Source organism: Dickeya sp. CFBP 2040, assembly GCF_012273755.1.
Classification (GTDB): Bacteria; Pseudomonadota; Gammaproteobacteria; order Enterobacterales; family Enterobacteriaceae; genus Dickeya; species Dickeya poaceiphila.
Map to the genome: position 1 here is coordinate 22,774 of NZ_JAAVXH010000096.1, position 18,939 is coordinate 41,712.

At 53.0% G+C, this 18,939-nt stretch carries 19 protein-coding genes and 2 pseudogenes; 3 read left to right on the plus strand and 18 right to left on the minus strand.

Annotation, left to right across the window (positions count from 1 at the left end; genetic code table 11):
- Positions 1-63 precede the first annotated feature (63 nt).
- Complete coding sequence (locus Dpoa2040_RS14690; protein WP_168641733.1) at positions 64-471, minus strand: OsmC family protein; 408 nt, start codon at positions 469-471, stop codon at positions 64-66.
- A 326-nt stretch (positions 472-797) separates the two neighbouring features.
- Between Dpoa2040_RS14690 and crp the strand changes: the two genes are divergently transcribed.
- Positions 798-1,430, plus strand: coding sequence for a cAMP-activated global transcriptional regulator CRP (gene crp / locus Dpoa2040_RS14695; protein WP_012768072.1), 633 nt, complete (start codon positions 798-800; stop codon positions 1,428-1,430).
- A gap of 97 nt (positions 1,431-1,527) precedes the next feature.
- Here crp and Dpoa2040_RS14700 read toward each other — a convergent pair whose 3' ends face one another.
- From Dpoa2040_RS14700 to Dpoa2040_RS14710, 3 genes and pseudogenes are all read right to left on the minus strand, one after another.
- On the minus strand, positions 1,528-2,751 hold the full coding sequence (locus Dpoa2040_RS14700) for an aspartate aminotransferase family protein (protein ID WP_042873152.1): 1,224 nt from the start codon (positions 2,749-2,751) through the stop codon (positions 1,528-1,530).
- A 133-nt stretch (positions 2,752-2,884) separates the two neighbouring features.
- Positions 2,885-3,460: an aminodeoxychorismate synthase component II gene (locus Dpoa2040_RS14705; RefSeq protein WP_168641820.1), complete on the minus strand. Its 576-nt coding sequence runs from the start codon at positions 3,458-3,460 to the stop codon at positions 2,885-2,887.
- Positions 3,461-3,646: 186 nt separating this feature from the next.
- A pseudogene (locus Dpoa2040_RS14710) lies at positions 3,647-3,853 on the minus strand (peptidase S8); the annotation flags it as partial.
- A gap of 736 nt (positions 3,854-4,589) precedes the next feature.
- On the opposite strand from Dpoa2040_RS14710, the gene pelB reads away from it, so the two are divergent.
- Positions 4,590-5,717: a pectate lyase PelB gene (gene pelB, locus Dpoa2040_RS14715; RefSeq protein ID WP_042873156.1), complete on the plus strand. Its 1,128-nt coding sequence runs from the start codon at positions 4,590-4,592 to the stop codon at positions 5,715-5,717.
- Positions 5,718-5,886: 169 nt separating this feature from the next.
- Positions 5,887-6,027, plus strand: a pseudogene (locus Dpoa2040_RS14720) (right-handed parallel beta-helix repeat-containing protein); the annotation flags it as partial.
- Positions 6,028-6,104: 77 nt separating this feature from the next.
- Here the strand turns inward: Dpoa2040_RS14720 and ppiA are convergent.
- The 14 genes from ppiA to pilM all read right to left on the minus strand — a co-directional run bounded on the left by ppiA (position 6,105) and on the right by pilM (position 18,802).
- Positions 6,105-6,686: a peptidylprolyl isomerase A gene (gene ppiA / locus Dpoa2040_RS14725; RefSeq protein WP_042873159.1), complete on the minus strand. Its 582-nt coding sequence runs from the start codon at positions 6,684-6,686 to the stop codon at positions 6,105-6,107.
- 271 nt (positions 6,687-6,957) lie between these two features.
- Positions 6,958-8,112 (minus strand): mandelate racemase family protein, encoded by a 1,155-nt coding sequence (locus Dpoa2040_RS14730; protein ID WP_168641734.1) that lies wholly within the window; start codon positions 8,110-8,112, stop codon positions 6,958-6,960.
- Positions 8,113-8,402: 290 nt separating this feature from the next.
- Positions 8,403-9,407, minus strand: a complete 1,005-nt coding sequence (gene trpS / locus Dpoa2040_RS14735; protein ID WP_042873164.1) for a tryptophan--tRNA ligase — start codon at positions 9,405-9,407, stop codon at positions 8,403-8,405.
- Between the two features lies 1 nt (position 9,408).
- The gene (locus tag Dpoa2040_RS14740) at positions 9,409-10,107 is read right to left on the minus strand and encodes a phosphoglycolate phosphatase (RefSeq protein WP_168641735.1); all 699 of its coding nucleotides are present in this window, start codon (positions 10,105-10,107) and stop codon (positions 9,409-9,411) included.
- Positions 10,100-10,777: a ribulose-phosphate 3-epimerase gene (gene rpe, locus Dpoa2040_RS14745; protein ID WP_168641736.1), complete on the minus strand. Its 678-nt coding sequence runs from the start codon at positions 10,775-10,777 to the stop codon at positions 10,100-10,102. Before rpe ends, Dpoa2040_RS14740 begins: the two co-directional genes overlap by 8 nt.
- A gap of 197 nt (positions 10,778-10,974) precedes the next feature.
- Positions 10,975-11,805, minus strand: a complete 831-nt coding sequence (gene dam / locus Dpoa2040_RS14750; RefSeq protein ID WP_042873168.1) for an adenine-specific DNA-methyltransferase — start codon at positions 11,803-11,805, stop codon at positions 10,975-10,977.
- A gap of 76 nt (positions 11,806-11,881) precedes the next feature.
- Complete coding sequence (locus Dpoa2040_RS14755) at positions 11,882-12,931, minus strand: SPOR domain-containing protein (protein ID WP_168641737.1); 1,050 nt, start codon at positions 12,929-12,931, stop codon at positions 11,882-11,884.
- Between the two features lie 133 nt (positions 12,932-13,064).
- A complete protein-coding gene (aroB, locus tag Dpoa2040_RS14760; protein ID WP_168641738.1) occupies positions 13,065-14,150 on the minus strand; it encodes a 3-dehydroquinate synthase in 1,086 nt (361 codons plus the stop codon).
- A gap of 52 nt (positions 14,151-14,202) precedes the next feature.
- Complete coding sequence (gene aroK, locus Dpoa2040_RS14765) at positions 14,203-14,724, minus strand: shikimate kinase AroK (RefSeq protein ID WP_027710718.1); 522 nt, start codon at positions 14,722-14,724, stop codon at positions 14,203-14,205.
- A 424-nt stretch (positions 14,725-15,148) separates the two neighbouring features.
- Positions 15,149-16,450, minus strand: coding sequence for a DNA uptake porin HofQ (hofQ, locus tag Dpoa2040_RS14770; RefSeq protein WP_168641739.1), 1,302 nt, complete (start codon positions 16,448-16,450; stop codon positions 15,149-15,151).
- A 3-nt stretch (positions 16,451-16,453) separates the two neighbouring features.
- On the minus strand, positions 16,454-16,822 hold the full coding sequence (locus Dpoa2040_RS14775) for a HofP DNA utilization family protein (RefSeq protein ID WP_168641740.1): 369 nt from the start codon (positions 16,820-16,822) through the stop codon (positions 16,454-16,456).
- Positions 16,819-17,373 carry a hypothetical protein gene (locus Dpoa2040_RS14780; protein ID WP_210423969.1) on the minus strand — a complete coding sequence of 185 codons (555 nt, stop codon included), beginning with the start codon at positions 17,371-17,373 and terminating at the stop codon, positions 16,819-16,821. The genes Dpoa2040_RS14775 and Dpoa2040_RS14780 overlap by 4 nt, the downstream gene beginning before the upstream one ends.
- Entirely contained in the window at positions 17,370-17,930 is a 561-nt protein-coding gene (locus Dpoa2040_RS14785) for a PilN domain-containing protein (RefSeq protein WP_168641741.1), read from the minus strand. Before Dpoa2040_RS14785 ends, Dpoa2040_RS14780 begins: the two co-directional genes overlap by 4 nt.
- A complete protein-coding gene (gene pilM, locus Dpoa2040_RS14790) occupies positions 17,924-18,802 on the minus strand; it encodes a type IV pilus biogenesis protein PilM (RefSeq protein WP_168641742.1) in 879 nt (292 codons plus the stop codon). Before pilM ends, Dpoa2040_RS14785 begins: the two co-directional genes overlap by 7 nt.
- Positions 18,803-18,939 lie beyond the last annotated feature (137 nt).

The window sequence follows — 18,939 nt, forward strand, 5'->3', positions numbered from 1 at the left end:
GCGATGCGACGGATTAAGCGGTGCGGCGGTTAAGTGAAAGACTCGCCGCCGCGTGCCGGCCCGTTAATCAAGCGCGATCACTTCATGACTGTGGGTTACCTTAACCGCTTTTTCCAACATCAGCGCCACAGAGCAGTATTTTTCAGCCGACAACGACACCGCACGTTCGACAACCTTATCGTTCAATCCTTTGCCGGTAACGATAAAGTGCAGATTGATGGCAGTGAACAGGCGCGGCGCTTCTTCACGACGTTCCGAGGTCAGGCGAACCTCGCAGTCTGCCACATCATGACGACCTTTTTGCAGAATAGACACCACATCAATGGCGCTACATCCACCTGCTGCCATCAGCACCATTTCCATCGGACTGGGCGCTTTATCACCAGCGTTGCCATCCATCAGCAGTTGATGCCCGGAAGCGGACTCGCCAAGAAACGTTAACCCTTCAACCCATTTCACCCGAGCCTGCATAATTTTGTCCTCAATCAATTATTTTTGAAATTTTACACCGCTTATGTATAAAAAAGCCTGATAATCAGAGCTTAATCATGCTGAAGCGAGACAACACGAGACACTACTCTCAACCTGTGTTACAAACAAAAGCGTAAGCCGATGTGTATTGCGTCTCTGCCTGACCTGCCACCGGCTTGCTGGCGTCATCTGATAGACAGCCTCAGTATATTTCCTGACGTCATTCCGCCAGGACGGAATTGAATTATAACTATGTTATCACGCCGTACAGGGAACTCTGAGCCCTGTGATTTGCGCAGTGAATTAACAACAGAGGATAACAGCGAATGGTTCTCGGCAAACCGCAAACAGACCCGACTCTCGAATGGTTCCTTTCTCATTGCCACATTCACAAGTACCCATCGAAGAGCACCCTGATTCATCAGGGTGAAAAAGCAGAGACGCTTTACTACATCGTGAAAGGCTCGGTTGCCGTGCTGATCAAGGATGAAGAAGGCAAGGAAATGATTCTGTCTTATCTGAATCAAGGCGATTTTATTGGAGAACTTGGCTTATTCGAAGACGGACAGGAACGCAGTGCGTGGGTTCGGGCAAAAACAGCCTGCGAAGTCGCTGAGATTTCTTATAAAAAATTCCGCCAGCTCATTCAGGTCAACCCGGATATTCTGATGCGGTTGTCCTCGCAGATGGCGCGGCGCTTGCAGGTGACTTCGCAGAAAGTCGGCAATCTGGCGTTCCTCGACGTAACCGGTCGTATCGCACAAACTCTGCTCAATTTGGCTAAACAGCCGGACGCCATGACTCACCCGGATGGTATGCAGATCAAGATCACCCGTCAGGAAATCGGCCAAATTGTTGGCTGTTCCCGCGAAACGGTGGGTCGTATCCTGAAGATGCTGGAAGATCAGAACTTGATCTCCGCACACGGTAAAACCATCGTCGTGTACGGCACTCGCTGATTTATCATCAGTTGGATTGTTGGATTGAAAAGAGCGTGCCATGGCACGCTCTTTTCGTTTCAGTCGGTTCAGTCGTTTCAGTCGAAGGCAACAGCGATTACGCGCCCTTCACCACCTGCGCTACCGCTTTTGCAAACAGCGCCATTCCCTGATCGATCTCTTCCGGGGTAATCACCAGCGACGGCACAAAACGGATGACGTCCGGCCCCGCCACCAGAATCATCAACCCCAGTTCCGCCGATGCCGCCAGGAAGTCACGGGCGCGGCCATGCCAGACCGGTTTCAGTTGTGCGCCCAGTAACAGCCCCATGCCGCGGATTTCATCGAAAATATCGTACTGTGTGTTGATCTGCTCCAGCGCGGACACAAAGCGCGCGTGGCGATCCATCACGCCGGACAGCACTTCCGGCGTATTGATCACATCCAGCGCCGCTTCCGCCACCGCACAGGCCAGCGGATTGCCACCGTAAGTCGTGCCATGCGTACCGACCGCCATCACTGATGCAATCTCTTCCGTGGTCAGCATCGCGCTAATCGGGAAACCGCCGCCCAGCGCTTTAGCGGTGGTCAAAATGTCTGGCGTGATGCCGTAATGCATATAAGAGAACAGTTTACCGCTGCGGCCCATACCACACTGCACTTCATCAAACACCAGCAGCGCCTGATACTGGTCGCACAGTTCGCGCACACCGTTGAGGAAAGCTGGCGTAGCTGGCGTGATGCCGCCTTCGCCCTGAATCGGCTCCAGCACCACTGCGCAGGTGTGATCGTCCATCACCGCTTTTACCGCATCCAGATCGTTGAACGGCACATGCACGATATCCGCCGGTTTCGGGCCGAAGCCATCGGCGTATTTCGGCTGACCGCCGACAGATACGGTAAACAGCGTACGGCCATGAAACGATTGGTAAAACGAAATGATTTTGGTTTTGTACGGGCTATGGCGGGTAATGGCGTAATGCCGTGCCAGTTTGAACGCCGCTTCATTAGCTTCCGCGCCGGAGTTGGCGAAAAATACGCGGTCGGCAAAGGTGGCATTGATCAGTTTGGTAGCCAGACGCAGCGCTGGCTCGTTGGTGAATACGTTGCTGGTGTGCCACAGGGTTTCACCCTGTTCTTTCAACGCCGCCACCAGTGCCGGATGGCAATGCCCCAGCGCCGTTACCGCGATGCCGCCGGAAAAATCGATATATTCTTTGCCCTGCTGATCCCAGACACGGCTCCCTTTGCCTTTTACCGGCACAAACTGCGCGGGTGCATAAACCGGAAGAATTACCTTATCGTAAGTATCCCGTGTTACTGCTGCTTTCTCTGTCGCCATTTGCTGCCCCGTTGTCATATCCCGTAGTGTGGAGTGAAGATCTTAAGTGAAAATATAATCAATAAATATGCATAAAAAATCAAAAATAGGCAATCGTTAATCTGATATGCCCAGATTTGAGTCCGCTATCTGATTATAAATAAAGGAAATTTTTCAGCAGTTGATGCCCCTGCTGGCTGAGAATGCTCTCCGGGTGGAACTGTACGCCTTCCAGCGGCAATGTGCGATGACGCACCCCCATTATCTCATCGACCACCTCGTCGGTTCCGGTCCAGGCGGTCACCTCAAAACAATCGGGTAGCGTATTCTTTTCCAGAATCAGCGAGTGATAGCGGGTGACGGTCAGCGGGTCTGCCAGCCCGGCGAACACACCGCAACCGGTATGCCGCACCGGCGAGGTTTTGCCGTGCATCACCTGACGGGCGCGCACCACCCGTGCGCCAAACGCCTGCCCCAACGCCTGATGTCCCAGACACACGCCCAGAATCGGCAGTTGACCGGCAAAATGGCGGATGGCCGCCAGCGAAATCCCGGCGTCGTCCGGCGTACAAGGGCCGGGGGAAATCACCAGCCGCTGCGGCGATAACCGCTCGATGTCCGCCAGCGTCAGCGTATCATTACGCCTGACCAGCACCTTCGCCCCCAACTCACAAAAATACTGGTACAGGTTGTAGGTAAAGGAGTCATAGTTATCGATAATCAGCAGCATGTCTTTATCTATCAGCAGATGAATTGACGTTATGATCGTCGCCAACATCAAGTCTAATGGCGCATGATGTCGCGTGAATACTGACGCTGAGTCTGAAGAGTTGGGAGGCGGTTGTCCAGACACGAGGCTGAAACAACCGGAACAGAAAGTAAATAAATGACGCGGTATCAGTAACAGAAAACTCGATCATAGCGTACCGATGATGAACGGCATGACGTTGCTGACGTCAACGGTGTAACGATACAAATTGGCGTGCAGCAGTGCGAGGTGTTCTTTCGGATTGAAGAACTCCAGCACCAGGTCCCAGCAATCGGATTCCGGATAGCTTACCGGGCTGAGTGTCGCGCTAATCTTGTTCAGGAATAATCCTTCAGCAAAAGATTTTCTAAACAATCATCTCCCTTTTCGGTTACCGACCCGCACCGACCAAAATCGGCTCAACACCATTAAAAAATGCAAATCCATATTTTGAAACGTAGTTCCAATTATTGCACTATCCAATTTACACACAAATATTACGTTTACCCACCAATAAACATTAATTTTATTTATTAAAAAATATCTATCATCCACCACTACGGAGACAGGGAATTATGCTGCGCCTCAGTGAACACTGAGCCGTCAGATCATGGCAGAGGGAGGAGATATAGCTTATAACATAAACAAAACAATAACATCCATACAGATATGGTCGCTACCGAACGGACCACCTGTCCGATCTTTTTTAGTTCGGACTAAATAACCCGACGATCAATTCAATATGGCATGGCATTTCACATTAATCGAATAATTAATTTTTTTAATTTCCAAAAGCTATAAGCAACAGGTCGGAACTCAGACCACAAAAAGTGATTCCTGTCAAAATACGAGAAAACATAACCGATACTAATAATGAAATACCATTTCAACTATTGAAATGTCCAATTTTTGAGCTAAAACTGAGCGCAGGTTGATTCATGCTATTCGGTTTTACTTATCCATCCTTTGAATAATTCGTGTGACTGAAAGGCCGTTATGCCCCGTCAACATGAAACAGATGGGTATATCCCTATCGCATCAACCATAAGTAAGGGCATGTGGAACGATAAATGCCCATTTCACATTTTTTCAAAAAACAGGAACACGACTCATGAAATCATTCATTACTCCGATTGCCGCCGGTCTGCTGCTGGCCTTCTGTCAATCCAGTCTGGCTGCCGATACCGGTGGTTATACCAAAACTGACGGTGGTGATGTCACGGGCGCCGTAAAGAAAACGGCTACCTCGATGCAGGATATTATTGATATCGTTGAAGCAGCCAAAGTTGACGCCAAAGGCAAGAAAGTTAAAGGTGGGGCCTATCCGCTGGTGATTACCTACACCGGTAACGAAGACAGCCTGATCAATGCAGCTGCCGCCAACATCTGCGGTCAGTGGAGCAAAGACGCCCGCGGTGTGGAAATCAAAGACTTCACCAAAGGGTTAACCATTATCGGCGCCAATGGTTCTTCCGCTAACTTCGGTATCTGGATTGTGAACTCTTCCGACGTCGTGGTGCGCAACATGCGTATCGGCTATCTGCCGGGCGGTGCTCAGGATGGCGACATGTTCCGTATCGACAACTCGCCGAACGTCTGGCTGGACCATAACGAACTGTTTGCCGCCAACCACGAGTGCGACGGCACCAAAGACGGCGACACCACCTTCGAATCCGCCTTTGACATCAAGAAAGGTGCGACTTACGTCACCATCTCCTACAACTACATCCACGGCGTGAAAAAAGTGGGTTTGGCTGGTTTTAGCTCTTCTGACAGCGCTGAACGCAACATCACTTACCACCACAACATTTACAACGACGTCAACGCCCGTCTGCCGTTGCAACGCGGTGGTAACGTCCACGCGTATAACAACCTGTACACCAACGTGACCAGTTCCGGTCTGAACGTACGTCAGAATGGTAAAGCGCTGATCGAAAACAACTGGTTCGAAAATGCGGTAAGCCCGGTGACGTCCCGTTATGACGGCAGTAACTTCGGCACCTGGGTGCTGAAGAACAACAACATCACCAAACCCGCTGATTTCGCTACCTACAACATCACCTGGACGGCAGATACCAAAGAGTATCGGAACGCCGACAGCTGGACCTCGACCGGCACCTACCCGACTGTGCCTTACAGCTATAGCCCGGTTAGCGCACAATGCGTGAAGGACAAACTGGCCAGCTATGCTGGTGTAGGCAAAAATCTGGCAACGCTGACCAGCGCAGCCTGTAAGTAATCAGTTCCTGTCAGCTACGCCTGATGTCTGGAACCTCATCCGCCCAGCCAGCCTGGGCGGATCACGCAACCAGAGTGCAGCGGGAGGGTGACCTTCTCTCACCCGCTTTTGGTTTAGCGATGTCCCGCCAGCAGGCAGGATTCGCCCCGGTATATGGACCCATTTAATTATGAGATATACCCTTTTATTCGCTCTGCTGTTTGGCAGCAGCATGTTGACTGCTCAGGCTGCCAGCACCGCCGCCCCCGACCTGAAAGGATTCGGAACCGAAACGGTGGCAGGCAGCGGCGGTAAAATTATCCGTGTCACTAAAACACCGATTCCCCTCGCCGCTACGGCAAGGGGAATCGGTTAACCGCCCATCAGCAGAGATCAGGCCAGCAAGCGTTATTTCTTAATAATCTTCGCGGACTGAATCACAATCGGTTTGGAAGGCACATTCTGGTAAGGTCCAACATTTTCTGTCTGGACCTGAGAAATCTTGTCCGCTACTTCCATACCTTTGACCACTTTACCGAATACGGCGTAGCCAAAATCACGCTGACCATGATCCAGAAATGCGTTGTCCGCCACATTAATGAAGAACTGGCTGGTAGCGCTGTCTTTTTCACTGGTGCGCGCCATGGATATGGTGCCGCGCAGGTTACGCAGGCCATTGTCCGCTTCATTCTTGATCGGCGGATTAGTGGCTTTCTGCTTCATATCACTGCCAAAACCGCCAGCCTGCACCATAAAACCGGGGATCACCCGATGAAAGATGGTGCCGTTGTAAAAACCACTGTTGACATAATCGACAAAATTTTTCACGGAAACCGGTGCTTTTTGATCATCCAGAGCCAACTCGATGTTGCCCGCAGAGGTTGTCAATAACACATGGGTAGAGGTGGTAGAAGTGGTAGCGGCAAAAGCCGGTGAAAAGGCGGTGAGAGCAAGCACAGTGACTACCGCTGCCAATATACGTTTTGACATGAAGAATTCCTTTTGAGCATCAACGACGACAGAAAGCGTACCGATTTTAAATAGCCGTAACTTTCTGCGCCACCCATTTACCTTTTTTTACGCGATCCCATACCTCTATTGGCGAAAAAAAGAGCACGATTTGTGCTCTCGTTGTACCCTCGCTCGCCGATACAACATGAGGTGGTAGCAATCAGGCTCCCCCGGCGTTCAGGTTTCTGCCACCGGGGGAAGGAAACATCGTCAAAAGATCGCCAAAAGAAAGCGGCAACCACGTGTCTTATCAGTGCTTGCTCAACGTATGGGCATCAATCCAGTCAAAATTGATGTCCTCACCCAGGCCGGGGCGCTGCGACAAATGGACATACCCTTCTTCATCCATCGAGTCAACCAGCGCATTCAGATAGGCAGCAGGTTCATCGTAGTTCAGGAACGGATGCAGCAAGCCGCGTTCATACCAGCGGCAGTTTTTAATCGCCCCCACCACCGCCAGATTGGCCGCACCATTACCATGAATTTCACAATCCATGCCGAACGCTTCCGCCAGATGTGCCACCTTGAGGCACGGTGAAATCCCGCCTACGCCTTGCACTCCGGCGCGCAGAATGTCGCAGGCGCCTTCCTTCACCCAGTCGGCACGGCTGAAGTATTTCCCGCCCAGACTTTCCGGACCGATAACGTCGATGTCCAGATTTTTGTTCAGCCAACTGTAGGATGCCATGCTCAGCTCTTCCATCGGCTCTTCAAACCAGGTGAAGTTCAGTTTTTGCAGCTCACGGCCAATATACAGCGCCTCACTGCGGCTGTACCAGTGGTAGCCGTCCAGCATCAGGCAGATATCCGGCCCTACCGCTTCACGTACCGCCGCACAGGCTTTAACATCCATTTTCGGACTGGGTGCGAACGACACCGGCGGCATCCAGGTGTGCAGTTTGATAGCCTTATAACCACGCTGCACCAGTTGTTCGGCGAACTGACCGTACTCGTCCGGCGTCGACAGGCCACCTTTTAACTCATCGCCACACATGGTGCTGCCATATGCCGGAACTTTATCGCGGTAACCGCCCAGCAGTTTATATACCGGCATATTCAGCGCCCGCCCTGCCAGGTCCCACAGCGCTTGTTCGATGATCGCCAGCGCCCGGTCGGTAAGTTGGTTGGCGCTACCGCGCTGCCAGTGCGCCAGCTCCTGCCACAGGCGCTCACGATCAAATGGATCTTGCCCAATCAGTACTTTACGGAAAAAACTGTTTATCACATATGGGCGAACCACCTCCGGCGGCGCGAACGCATAACCTTTGTGCCCGCTGTCGGTAGTGATGGTCAACAACGCCATACTGGCCTGATGCTCATCGCCTGGATGGGAATGCCCTGCACTGTCGGAGACGCGGCGAGTGGGATAAGTGAAGACGGTGACGTCGATCGATGCAATTTTCACGTTGATTACCTGCCTGAGGATGAAGCGCCTGCCAGCACGGACTTTCTGATATTAAATAAAAGCACAGTGCTGATTTAATAAAATAGTGTTTTATTTTTATCGATTATTGAGGAAGTCTGTTGTGAGGTCATTAGGCAATTTATAACATTTGTGAAAATTATCCGTTCGATGATTATGCAATTGCCCTATTTACAATCGTTCTGACACCAATCCCTCCGTTTACCGGGTATAAAAAAGCGCCGTTTCTGATAAGAAACGGCGCTGTCTGCATCGATATAACGACAATCAGATTACGGACGAGCCACAAATCCAACCACATCGTAGACCTTGCGCAGCGTTTCCTGCGCACGGGCGCTGGCCTTCTGCGCACCATCACGCATCACCTGCTGCAGGAAGGCTTCATCATCACGGAAACGGTGATAACGTGCCTGCAACTCGCTCAGCATACCGGAGACGGCGTCCGCCACCGCACCTTTCAGGTGACCATACATCTGCCCTTCAAACGCTTTCTCCAGATCAGGAATGGATTTCCCCGTCACCCCGGAGAGGATATCCAGCAGATTGGATACGCCAGCCTTGTTTTGCAGGTCATAACGTACCACCGGCGGTTCGTCGGAATCCGTTACCGCACGTTTGATCTTCTTCACCACCGATTTCGGGTCTTCCAGCAGACCAATGACGTTATTGCGGTTGTCATCCGACTTGGACATCTTTCTGGTTGGCTCCAACAGAGACATCACCCGCGCACCGGATTTGGGAATAAACGGCTCAGGAATGCGGAAAATATCGCCGTAGATCGCGTTGAAACGCTGGGCGATATCCCGGCTTAGTTCCAGATGCTGTTTCTGATCTTCCCCAACCGGCACCTGATTGGTCTGATACAGCAGAATGTCAGCCGCCATTAACACCGGGTAGTCAAACAATCCGGCGTTGATGTTTTCTTCATAGCGGGCGGATTTGTCCTTAAACTGAGTCATGCGGCTCAATTCGCCGAAATAGGTGTAGCAGTTCAGCAACCAGCCTAACTGTGCGTGTTCCGGTACATGCGACTGAACGAAAATAGTGCTCTTTTGCGGATCGATGCCGCAAGCCAGATAAAGCGCCAGCGTATCCAGCGTCGCCTTGCGTAGTTGCTGTGGCTCCTGGCGCACGGTGATCGCATGTTGATCCACGATGCAATAGATGCAGTCGAAGTCATCCTGCATGTTGACCCACTGACGTAACGCACCCATGTAGTTACCAATGGTTAACTCGCCTGACGGCTGTGCGCCGCTAAACACAATGGGCTTACTCATGTCATGCTTCCTGATCGTTTAAAAGGGTTAACCCGGATAGGGTCAGTAAATCCGCAAAGCTCTCCAGCACCACATCGGGGTGGCTTAAGGCAATCGCTTCACCATAGTTATAGCCATACGTCATGCCGACGCACGGGCATCCGGCGGCCCGCGCCGCCTGTATATCATTACGTGAGTCGCCGACAAACAGCAATTCATTCGCTCGCAGACCCAGCTTGCCCAACACCATGTACAACGGTGCAGGATGCGGTTTCTTCTCAGTGACGTCATCGCCGCCCAGAATCAGTGAAAAATAGTGGCCGATACCCAGCACATCCAGCAACGGTGCGACAAACGGCGTCGGTTTATTGGTGACCACCGCCATACGCAAACCACACCCAGCCAATTCGGCCAACGTTTCCTGCACCCCTGGAAACAGCAGGCTGCCGCTGTCTACCGTACGGGCATAGTACTTATCAAACAGCGAACGGGTGTCCTGAATCTGCCGGCTCGTTGGCTCTACCCCCGCCCAGCGCAACGCACGCTCTACCAGCACATCAGCGCCGTTGCCAATCCAGGTCGATACCCGCGCTTCACCCGCGCGCGGCAGCGACAATGCGCCTAATGCCATATCGACCGCTGCGGCCAGCCCCGGCGCACTGTTGACCAGCGTGCCGTCAAGATCAAATGCCAGACCACGAATCGCAGCAAAATCAGTCATGACGTACTGTCTCCAACTCCTGGCGCATCTTATCAATCACCGCACGATAATCCGGCTGACCAAAAATCGCCGAGCCTGCGACAAACATATCCGCCCCGGCTGCCGCAATTTGCGCGATGTTATCTACTTTCACGCCGCCATCAACTTCCAGACGGATATCATAGCCGCTTTCATCAATGCGCTGACGCACCTGGCGTAGCTTATCCAGCGTAGACGGAATAAACGACTGACCGCCAAACCCCGGATTAACGGACATCAGCAGAATGATATCCAGCTTGTCCATCACATAGTCAAGATAGCTCAGCGAGGTAGCCGGGTTAAATACCAGACCCGCTTTACAACCATGATCCTTAATCAGTTGCAGGGTACGGTCAACATGCTCGGACGCCTCTGGATGAAATGTAATGAAGCTGGCCCCCGCTTCGGCAAAATCAGGTATCAGCCTGTCTACCGGTTTTACCATCAGATGAACATCCACAGGTGCGGTGATGCCATAATTGCGCAGGGATTTCAGTACCAGCGGACCGATGGTTAAATTGGGAACATAGTGATTATCCATCACATCAAAGTGGACAACATCCGCTCCAGCTGTCAGGGCTTGCGCGGTGTCCTCACCAAGACGGGCAAAGTCAGCCGACAAAATAGACGGGGCGATTAAAAACGGTTTCATGCGTTTCTCCAAACCATCAAGTCTGCATTCCGCTGCCCGGCGCTATCACTGATGACACGCCTGTGCAGCCACTCTGTTGGGGAACAATACTTATGAAGAACTATACTTATGAAAAACAATGTTCATGGGGAACAAGGTTTACCGAGAACACTGGCCGCGATCTCATCTTATTCCCTGCTCGCCACACCTTGCCAGACTCAGCAGGACGCCGCCTGGCAATATAACGCCAGCAGTTCATTGACCTTGCCGCGGCCAGAAATATTGCGGCTGATGGTACGACGCGCCTTGACCACATATAACGATGACGCATCACGATACCACTCACGGGTCAATACCGTGTCGTGGTTAGAAATCAGAACCGGAATCTGGCTTTGCGACGACAACTGTTGCGCCAGTTGAGCCAGATTTTGCTGGTCCAGATTATTAAAGTTGTTGGTGTGGTACGCCGTAAAGTTAGCCGTGGCCGATAGCGGTGCATAAGGCGGATCGCAATACACCACCGAACCTGAAGTCGCCTTGGTCAGCGTCTGTTGATAATGCTCGCATACGAACGTGGCGTTCTGCGCTTTTTCCGCAAACCAGTAAAGTTCCTCTTCCGGAAAATAAGGCTTTTTATAGCGCCCGAACGGCACATTAAACTCACCCCGCATGTTATAGCGGCACAGGCCGTTATAGCAGTGGCGATTCAGATACAAAAACAGCAGCGCACGGCGATAATCATTGGTACAGAGGTTGAATTCCTCTCTCAACCGGTAAAAAACATCCGAGGTATTCGCTTCATCAATAAACAACTCGCGAGCATCGCGGATAAAAGCATCGGTTTCTGTTTTGACGATTTTATACAGATTAATCAGATCGCTGTTGATATCCGCCAGAATATAGCTGTCGTACTCGGTATTGAGAAATACGGAACCCGCGCCTACGAAAGGCTCGATTAATCGCTCTCCCGCTGGCAGGTATCGGCGAATCTCCTCCACCAGCGGATATTTTCCACCAGCCCATTTTAAGAACGCGCGGTTTTTCTTCATGCCGTCGTTAGTTACTCACACAGTTCAGAGCCACGGATTGTACTCTGTTAAGACAGCACATCAGGGCCAATTGGTGTTACCTGGTCAAGTCCTGCTTCACCTGACGGATCGGCCTGACCCAGGGTTTCTTTGCCTGAACATCAGCAGGCAGGGACGCAATCGCGCGCCTGGCATCCTCAGGCGAGGCGTAAACACCATTCACCAGAACATACCAGGGCTGCCCGTCACGTTTCGTTTCATACACCCAGTAATTCGCCAACCGCTGTTCCCTGGCATACGCCTTGAGGGAATCGGCACGGGACGCACTACTGAGCTGCAAAGTAAAGTGGCTGGCTGGCGCACTCTGAATAGCCGTACTGCTCTGACCTCCCGCCGACACCGCCGGTTTAACCGCCGTTACCGGTTTGCTGGATGGCGCAGGCGTCACTGCCGTCGTGGGTACACGATGCACATTCGCTGCAGGTTTAACGGTCTCTTTCACTCCAACGGCAGCTTTATGAGATGGCGATGAAGGCTGTTTTTCCGCCTGAACATGGGAAGGCGACTTCTCCACCGGCTGAACCCGTCCACTTTTGGCTGTCGGCGACAACACCGTTGCCGGTTCGGTCGGCAACCCGGCAGACAACGCGTTGACGCGATCCTGTTGCTGGGGCTGAGACAATGCATCGGTAATATTGCCCGGCAACTCAATACGCTGCTGATTGGTATTCTGCGAAGACAACGGCGCCTGCGTAGGCGTGCCGGAAACCGGCTGACCACTCAGCGTCTGCGGAGCTCCAGACCCCGTATTCTGGGCACCAACCGGCGCAGGAGAAGATAACTGAGATGCCGCCGGTGGTGTTCCCTGTGCCTGACCGGAAGACAAGGAAGACGATAGATCAATATTCTTGCCAGAACCTGCTGATTGCGACGACGCCGAAGAGGTATTCTGGCTGGGAGATTGCAAAGCAGAACCGATGCCGACAATCAGTAACACCAACACCACAATACCGATACCAATCATGGTGTGTTGTCTGGATAGCGAAACACTGGGGGCAGAGAAACCTTTGCTTCGTCTCTGCTGACGCACAGGGCGTCGATCACTGGTATCCGGCTTTAACTCTTCTTCCGGATTGAACTCATCCATTTATACCCTCCAACTGAAAGGCCAGTTTCCGCGCACATCTGACACCGCAGAAAGTCTAAATCATAAAGTCTTGTATTTAAAACACAAATACCGAAATTCGCCTGCTGACCATTCAGCCAGCCAGAACAATAGCTCAGGGAAGGCAGTCAGCTATGGATGCCAGCACCAGTTCGTGCGATACGCCCGACCGGACTTCCGACTGACCAATCGCCGTGGGCAGAACCAAACGCAATTCACCCGCCAGAACCTTCTTGTCACGCATCATATGCGGCAGGTACGTTTGCGGAGCCATTTCACGCGGCCCGGTAACAGGCAACCCAGCCCGCCGCAGCAATGCCTTGATGCGCTCAACATCATCCACGCTAAATTGGCCCAGGCGACGTGCGGCCTGGGCAGCCATAACCATGCCCGCCGCTACGGCCTCGCCGTGCAGCCAGTTGCCATACCCCATTTCCGCTTCAATAGCGTGTCCATAAGTGTGGCCCAAATTCAGCAAGGCGCGCAGTCCAGATTCACGCTCATCCGCCACTACCACTTCCGCTTTCAGTTCACAACAGCGGCGGATACAGTAAGCCAGCGGTGCGCTTTGCAGGCTGCGCACCGCATCAATATGCTCTTCCAGCCATTCAAAAAAGGCCCGATCAAGAATGATACCGTACTTGATCACTTCAGCCAGACCGGAGGAAAGTTCGCGCGCGGGCAACGTCTTAAGGCAATCCAGATCGACTACCACCGAAGCAGGCTGGTAGAACGCGCCAATCATATTTTTGCCAAGCGGGTGATTGACTGCGGTTTTACCGCCGACAGAAGAATCAACCTGCGACAGCAAGGTGGTGGGAACCTGAATAAAGCGAACACCGCGCTGATAACAGGCGGCGGCAAAACCAGTCAGATCGCCGATAACGCCGCCGCCCAACGCCACCAGCGTAGTGTCGCGGCCATGCGGCCTGGCAAGCAATGCAGAAAAAACCTGCTCCAGCACAGCCAAAGACTTGAACTGTTCACCGTCAGGCAGAATGACCTGATCCACCCGCACACCGCTTTTCTCCAGCAAATCACGCACCGCATCCAGATAAAGCGGCGCCAGCGTCTCATTAGTCACCAGCATGGCCTGATCGCCAGCCTTCAGTGGCATAAAAGAAGCTGCATCGTTGAAAAGACCGGCAGCTATGGTAATGGGGTAACTGCGTTCCCCTAGGGTGACGGTGACTCTTTCCATGCGCGTTCCATTGATCTTTAGAGACCTGCGGTATACAGGGGATTACACAAAATCAGTTGTTTTCCAGCATACTGATAATCTGGTTGGCAACGACCTTGGCGCTTTGTTCATCAGTGCGAATTGTGACATCAGCAATCTCTTCATACAGCGGATTACGCTCTTTCGCCAATGCCTCCAGCACTTCGCGTGGTGGGGTTTCAACCTGAAGCAACGGACGTTTCTTATCTCGTTGAGTACGGGCCAACTGTTTTTCAATCGTGGTTTCCAGATACACTACCACGCCACGAGCGGACAGGCGATTGCGGGTTTCGCGTGATTTCACCGAACCACCGCCCGTAGCCAACACAATGCCTTGTTTTTCCGTCAATTCATTAATGACTTTCTCTTCGCGCTCACGGAAGCCTTCCTCGCCTTCCACATCAAATACCCAGCCCACATCAGCCCCGGTACGTCGCTCAATTTCTTGATCGGAGTCGAAGAATTCCATATTGAGCTGCTGAGCTAACTGACGGCCAATAGTGCTTTTGCCGGCACCCATAGGCCCAACCAGAAAGATATTGCGTTTCTCTGCCATTTTTTTGGTATTACTAAGAAATTCGTTAATGATAACCCGCCCCGCCATGTAACCTGCGGCGGAACCTAAACTGAAACCTCATGAGCGATAGTGCGAGAATCAGACAAAAAATTATCTCAATACTCAGGGTAGTTTGGCAACCGAATAAAATGCCACACGAACCAGGCAGCGATAAACCGTACGTTTTATCTATACCCGCCATACTTCAGGCTGCAGGAAAAAGCGCCGCGTTGTTCAACACGCGAGCGTTTTTTCCTGCAACTTAAGGTATTTCGAGTACACACCGCTGATGTAACACCACTCCCGTGCTCAAGCCGCTATCCTTGTATGCTAAAACGGCGGTATCGTCAAACGATGAAGGGCACTATTTAACAAAGTAGCTTAACAAAGCAGGCAAGCTCCCGCTGCCCGCCGCTCCAGCAAGTCAGGCTGCCGGCGCACGTTTAGCGGCCTGAATCAGGGTGGGTGTAATGAAGATAACCAGCTCACGACGGGTATGCTGACGGTTACTGGAGCGAAACCACTGCCCGATGCCCGGCAATGCCCCCAGTCCCGGCACCTGACGCTCCCCCTGATTTTTTTGCTGCTGGAAAATACCGCCCAGCACAATGGTTTCGCCATCCTGAACCGTTACCTGCGTCTGTATTTCCTGTTTATCGATAGCCAGTATTTCACTGCCCTCGCCCTGTTTAATCGCGCGTCCCGGCATATTCTGGCTAATCAGCAAATTGAGCGTAATCTGTCCACCATGCAGAATTCTGGGCGTCACTTCCATCCCCAGCACGGCCTCCTTGAACTCAATTGACGTGGAACCACTCGCGCCACTGGACACCTGATACGGAATTTCCGTGCCTTGTTTGATGCTGGCCGTTTGCTGATGCGCGGTAAACAAACGCGGGCTGGCAATGATCTCCACTTCGTTTTCTTGTTCCAGCGCCATCAACTCCAGATCCAGCAATCGTCCATTCAATTTTGCCAGATGAAAACCTGCGTTAACGGCGGGCGACTCCACCGGCAGGCTAACGCTAAAATTGTTCATTTGCAGGGCCTGCCCCGCAGTCGTGGCCTCACCCAGCCCCCAGTTAACACCCAATGCCTTGAGATGCTCGCTGCTGATGGTGACGATGTGCGCCGCCAGTTGCACTTGAGCCAATGGCTTATCCAGTTCCTCGATCCAGGGACGAAGCTGTTCCAGCGCGGCGCTCACATCCCGCACCAGCAGGGTATTCGTGCGTTTGTCCACGGTGACGCTGCCACGCTCAGTCAGCAAGGTGCCGCGCTGACTTTGCAGGTTTGCCACTACATCGGTCGCTTCCGCATACTGCAAGGTGACAGACAGGTTCTGCAACGGTAGTTGCAGACGTTGTCTGGTTGCCAGTTCCTCCTGCTGCCGCTGCTGGTCTTTCATATAGGTATCGGGATAGACCATCATGACGCCACCCTGCCGTTCAATCGTCAGTTGCCCCATACGCAGAATGATATCAAGCGCCTGCTGCCAGGGCACTTGCTGCAAATTCAGGCTAATATTGCCTGCCACACCCGGCGCCACCACCAGATTAAGCTGCTGATGGTCAGCCAGCGCCTGCAACACACGCTGGACCGGCACATCATCAAATGCCAGCGAAACGGGCACATCGCCACCGGCATGAGTAGCCATGCTGCAAAACAGCATCACCAGCCAACAGTACCGACACAAACGTCTGCCGGGAAAACATCCTGTTTTCATATTTCATTCCTTTTTGTGATAAATCTTGTGATGAAAAGGCGGCTCAAGATGAATCTCCGCCCTCTCACAACGCGCTTTCCCATCCGTCAGACTTAACGTAGCGCCGGTACTATCCAGCCGCGTAACCTGCCAGTCACCCGGAGGAATAACATCCCCATCGCGGACGCGCAGCCAACCGGTTTGCGCCTGCGCCAACCACCCCACCCATTGCGACGATGACCCCACCATCCCCTTTAGTTGCCATTTATCCGGCAACTGGCCGCTATCGCACGATACCTCTGACAGCGGCTGGAACGGATCGCGCATCGTTTCTGCTCTCACCGTCCCCAAAAGCAGTCCCAGCCACAGCACGCCACGTTGCCACCTGTTCATCGCACCGTCTCCGATTGCAGCGGGAGTGACAATCGCAGTTCGGTACGCAATCCGGCAGACACTTTGCGAATGGTGATTTGATCAATGCGTAGCACTACTGGCAATGCCTTGAAACGCGAAAGAAAATTCAGGGTTGCACCGTACTCTGCATTAAAAACCAGTAACCAGGCGGAGGGCACACTATTCACTTCTTCTGTTTGCAAAGGATGCCAGGCCTCCAGATGAACGCCACTGTCACGCAACGGCGCATCCAGCAACGACGCGATACGATTTACCGGCCAGTTCACTTCCTGTACGGGCTGTTCAGCCAGCCAACGCTGCAGCACATGCAAGGCAGGCATTCGGGTAATTTTCTCCCGCCACTGATCAATAACCCGCTCGCCCTCTCGATATTGTTGTTCGAGTTGTAGCCGTTGCTGGCGCTCTGCCGACATCCACACTCCACCGGCAATGGTCACCGCCACCATCACCACTGCCGATGGCGCCAGTAACCACAACCATAGCGGCACCGTCAGCCAACGCGCAGCCAGCGGGTAAAGCCGAGTCATCATCCCTTCGATCCCGCTTCGGCTAGTGCCCGCCAGTGCAGGCGTAACGAAAAATTCAGCCGTGCGCTATCCTGCGGGTCGCGTTGTGTCTGTTGTACGCTGGCGTGCTCTATTTGCGGTAATGCCGCCATCGCGTTAGCCAGAGTGACGATAGCAGAATAGTGATTACTCACTCCGGATATGTGGATACGCGTGCCGTTGTCTCCAATTTCTGTCAGCCAGAGCGAATCAGGCATCAACGCCGGCAGCCGTTCAAGCAACGCCTGATAGCGCTGATTCCGCTGCTGGCTCTGTTCCTGCACCGCCAGTTGCGCCAGTTGGGCTTCGCGCCGTTGCCAGGCCGCTAATGTCTGATGGTAGAGCTGTTCATAGCGCGGCAGTTGCGACTGTACCAGTTCGACCTTATGCCGCCGCCACGCTTGCTGTTGCTGGTAGACCCTATAAGTCATGGTTGCCGTACAACCAACCACAAACAGCAACCCGCCGGATACCAACAGGCTCAGCCGTATACGTCGATATAGTAAACCTGGACGCCACGCCAGAAGATTCACCGTCAACATGGCGTATCCTCCGGGCGTATTGCCAGCCCACCCGCGATGGCGAACGTGGTGGGAAACGCCGGCAATGGCGGTTGCTGTCGAACAAATGCCGCCAGAGGCGACCAGTGAATCAGGTTGGCAGAAGTCTGTTGTAAAGCCACCGGCACGGATGTGCTGAGATAAGCCAGATGAGAAACCTCTTTTTGATAGCAAGTACTCACATACTTCAGGATATCAGACTCTGTCGCAAAACCTTCCGCGCAGTTCGTCGTGTCGTCCGGATGAACGGTGCCGAATGCCAGCGGCGCTTGCAATGGCGAAACCCACAACCAGTGATCGTCGAAACGATGCAACAGCAGACGATCAGTCTCCAGTCCGGCCTGGGCCGCCATATAGCGCAAGGCACAGGGTGTAATATCCACGGCATCAGGCTGCAGGCCGGCATCGTGCAAGCAATGCAGCCAAACGTTCAGTTCGGTTTGGCGTGCCGCGGTGACCAGCAGCATATTCGGAGTTTGTGGGTCGGGGCGATAATCCAACGCCAGATCATCGCCGCTGACCGGTAATGCCCTGGCGGCCATCTTTCGGATATAGTTACCGCGCTGCGGCTCACGCAAACGGTGATCAGGCATTGCCAACCGTTGTTGCAATACCCTTGCTGCGGGAAACCCTAACCGTAATGAAACAAATCGTGGCAATTCCTGCCGCCATTGACGAAGAACCGTACAAAGTGAGGCGGGATGATGTAGACTACCGCCGCGTAACGTGCTGTCGGGTAACGGCAACTGCCACCAATGGCGCAATTGCCAGCCATGTCGGCGGCGTTGTACCGCCAGAGCGCGCATAAAGCCGTTCTGGATGTCCAGTCCAACCTGCCAGATGGGATAAGCCATAAGTGTTCGATCTCCTTATCGTTTCATAACAGAGCAGATACCCGCCAGACGTCGGGTTGCAGGTAAGGCGGTCACCGGGTAACCCCCGGTTTGCCCCGCGAGGGGGAGAGGACCAGAAAAAGACCGGGTACAGCAGT

What these genes read in the sequence shown, in the direction of transcription:
- Dpoa2040_RS14690 (WP_168641733.1), bottom strand. Translation starts at nt 471, where the DNA reads ATGCAGGCTCGGGTGAAATGGGTTGAAGGGTTAACGTTTCTTGGCGAG.
- crp (WP_012768072.1), top strand. Translation starts at nt 798, where the DNA reads ATGGTTCTCGGCAAACCGCAAACAGACCCGACTCTCGAATGGTTCCTT.
- Dpoa2040_RS14700 (WP_042873152.1), bottom strand. Translation starts at nt 2,751, where the DNA reads ATGGCGACAGAGAAAGCAGCAGTAACACGGGATACTTACGATAAGGTA.
- Dpoa2040_RS14705 (WP_168641820.1), bottom strand. Translation starts at nt 3,460, where the DNA reads ATGCTGCTGATTATCGATAACTATGACTCCTTTACCTACAACCTGTAC.
- pelB (WP_042873156.1), top strand. Translation starts at nt 4,590, where the DNA reads ATGAAATCATTCATTACTCCGATTGCCGCCGGTCTGCTGCTGGCCTTC.
- ppiA (WP_042873159.1), bottom strand. Translation starts at nt 6,686, where the DNA reads ATGTCAAAACGTATATTGGCAGCGGTAGTCACTGTGCTTGCTCTCACC.
- trpS (WP_042873164.1), bottom strand. Translation starts at nt 9,407, where the DNA reads ATGAGTAAGCCCATTGTGTTTAGCGGCGCACAGCCGTCAGGCGAGTTA.
- Dpoa2040_RS14740 (WP_168641735.1), bottom strand. Translation starts at nt 10,107, where the DNA reads ATGACTGATTTTGCTGCGATTCGTGGTCTGGCATTTGATCTTGACGGC.
- rpe (WP_168641736.1), bottom strand. Translation starts at nt 10,777, where the DNA reads ATGAAACCGTTTTTAATCGCCCCGTCTATTTTGTCGGCTGACTTTGCC.
- dam (WP_042873168.1), bottom strand. Translation starts at nt 11,805, where the DNA reads ATGAAGAAAAACCGCGCGTTCTTAAAATGGGCTGGTGGAAAATATCCG.
- Dpoa2040_RS14755 (WP_168641737.1), bottom strand. Translation starts at nt 12,931, where the DNA reads ATGGATGAGTTCAATCCGGAAGAAGAGTTAAAGCCGGATACCAGTGAT.
- aroB (WP_168641738.1), bottom strand. Translation starts at nt 14,150, where the DNA reads ATGGAAAGAGTCACCGTCACCCTAGGGGAACGCAGTTACCCCATTACC.
- aroK (WP_027710718.1), bottom strand. Translation starts at nt 14,724, where the DNA reads ATGGCAGAGAAACGCAATATCTTTCTGGTTGGGCCTATGGGTGCCGGC.
- hofQ (WP_168641739.1), bottom strand. Translation starts at nt 16,450, where the DNA reads ATGAAAACAGGATGTTTTCCCGGCAGACGTTTGTGTCGGTACTGTTGG.
- Dpoa2040_RS14775 (WP_168641740.1), bottom strand. Translation starts at nt 16,822, where the DNA reads ATGAACAGGTGGCAACGTGGCGTGCTGTGGCTGGGACTGCTTTTGGGG.
- Dpoa2040_RS14780 (WP_210423969.1), bottom strand. Translation starts at nt 17,373, where the DNA reads ATGATGACTCGGCTTTACCCGCTGGCTGCGCGTTGGCTGACGGTGCCG.
- Dpoa2040_RS14785 (WP_168641741.1), bottom strand. Translation starts at nt 17,930, where the DNA reads ATGTTGACGGTGAATCTTCTGGCGTGGCGTCCAGGTTTACTATATCGA.
- pilM (WP_168641742.1), bottom strand. Translation starts at nt 18,802, where the DNA reads ATGGCTTATCCCATCTGGCAGGTTGGACTGGACATCCAGAACGGCTTT.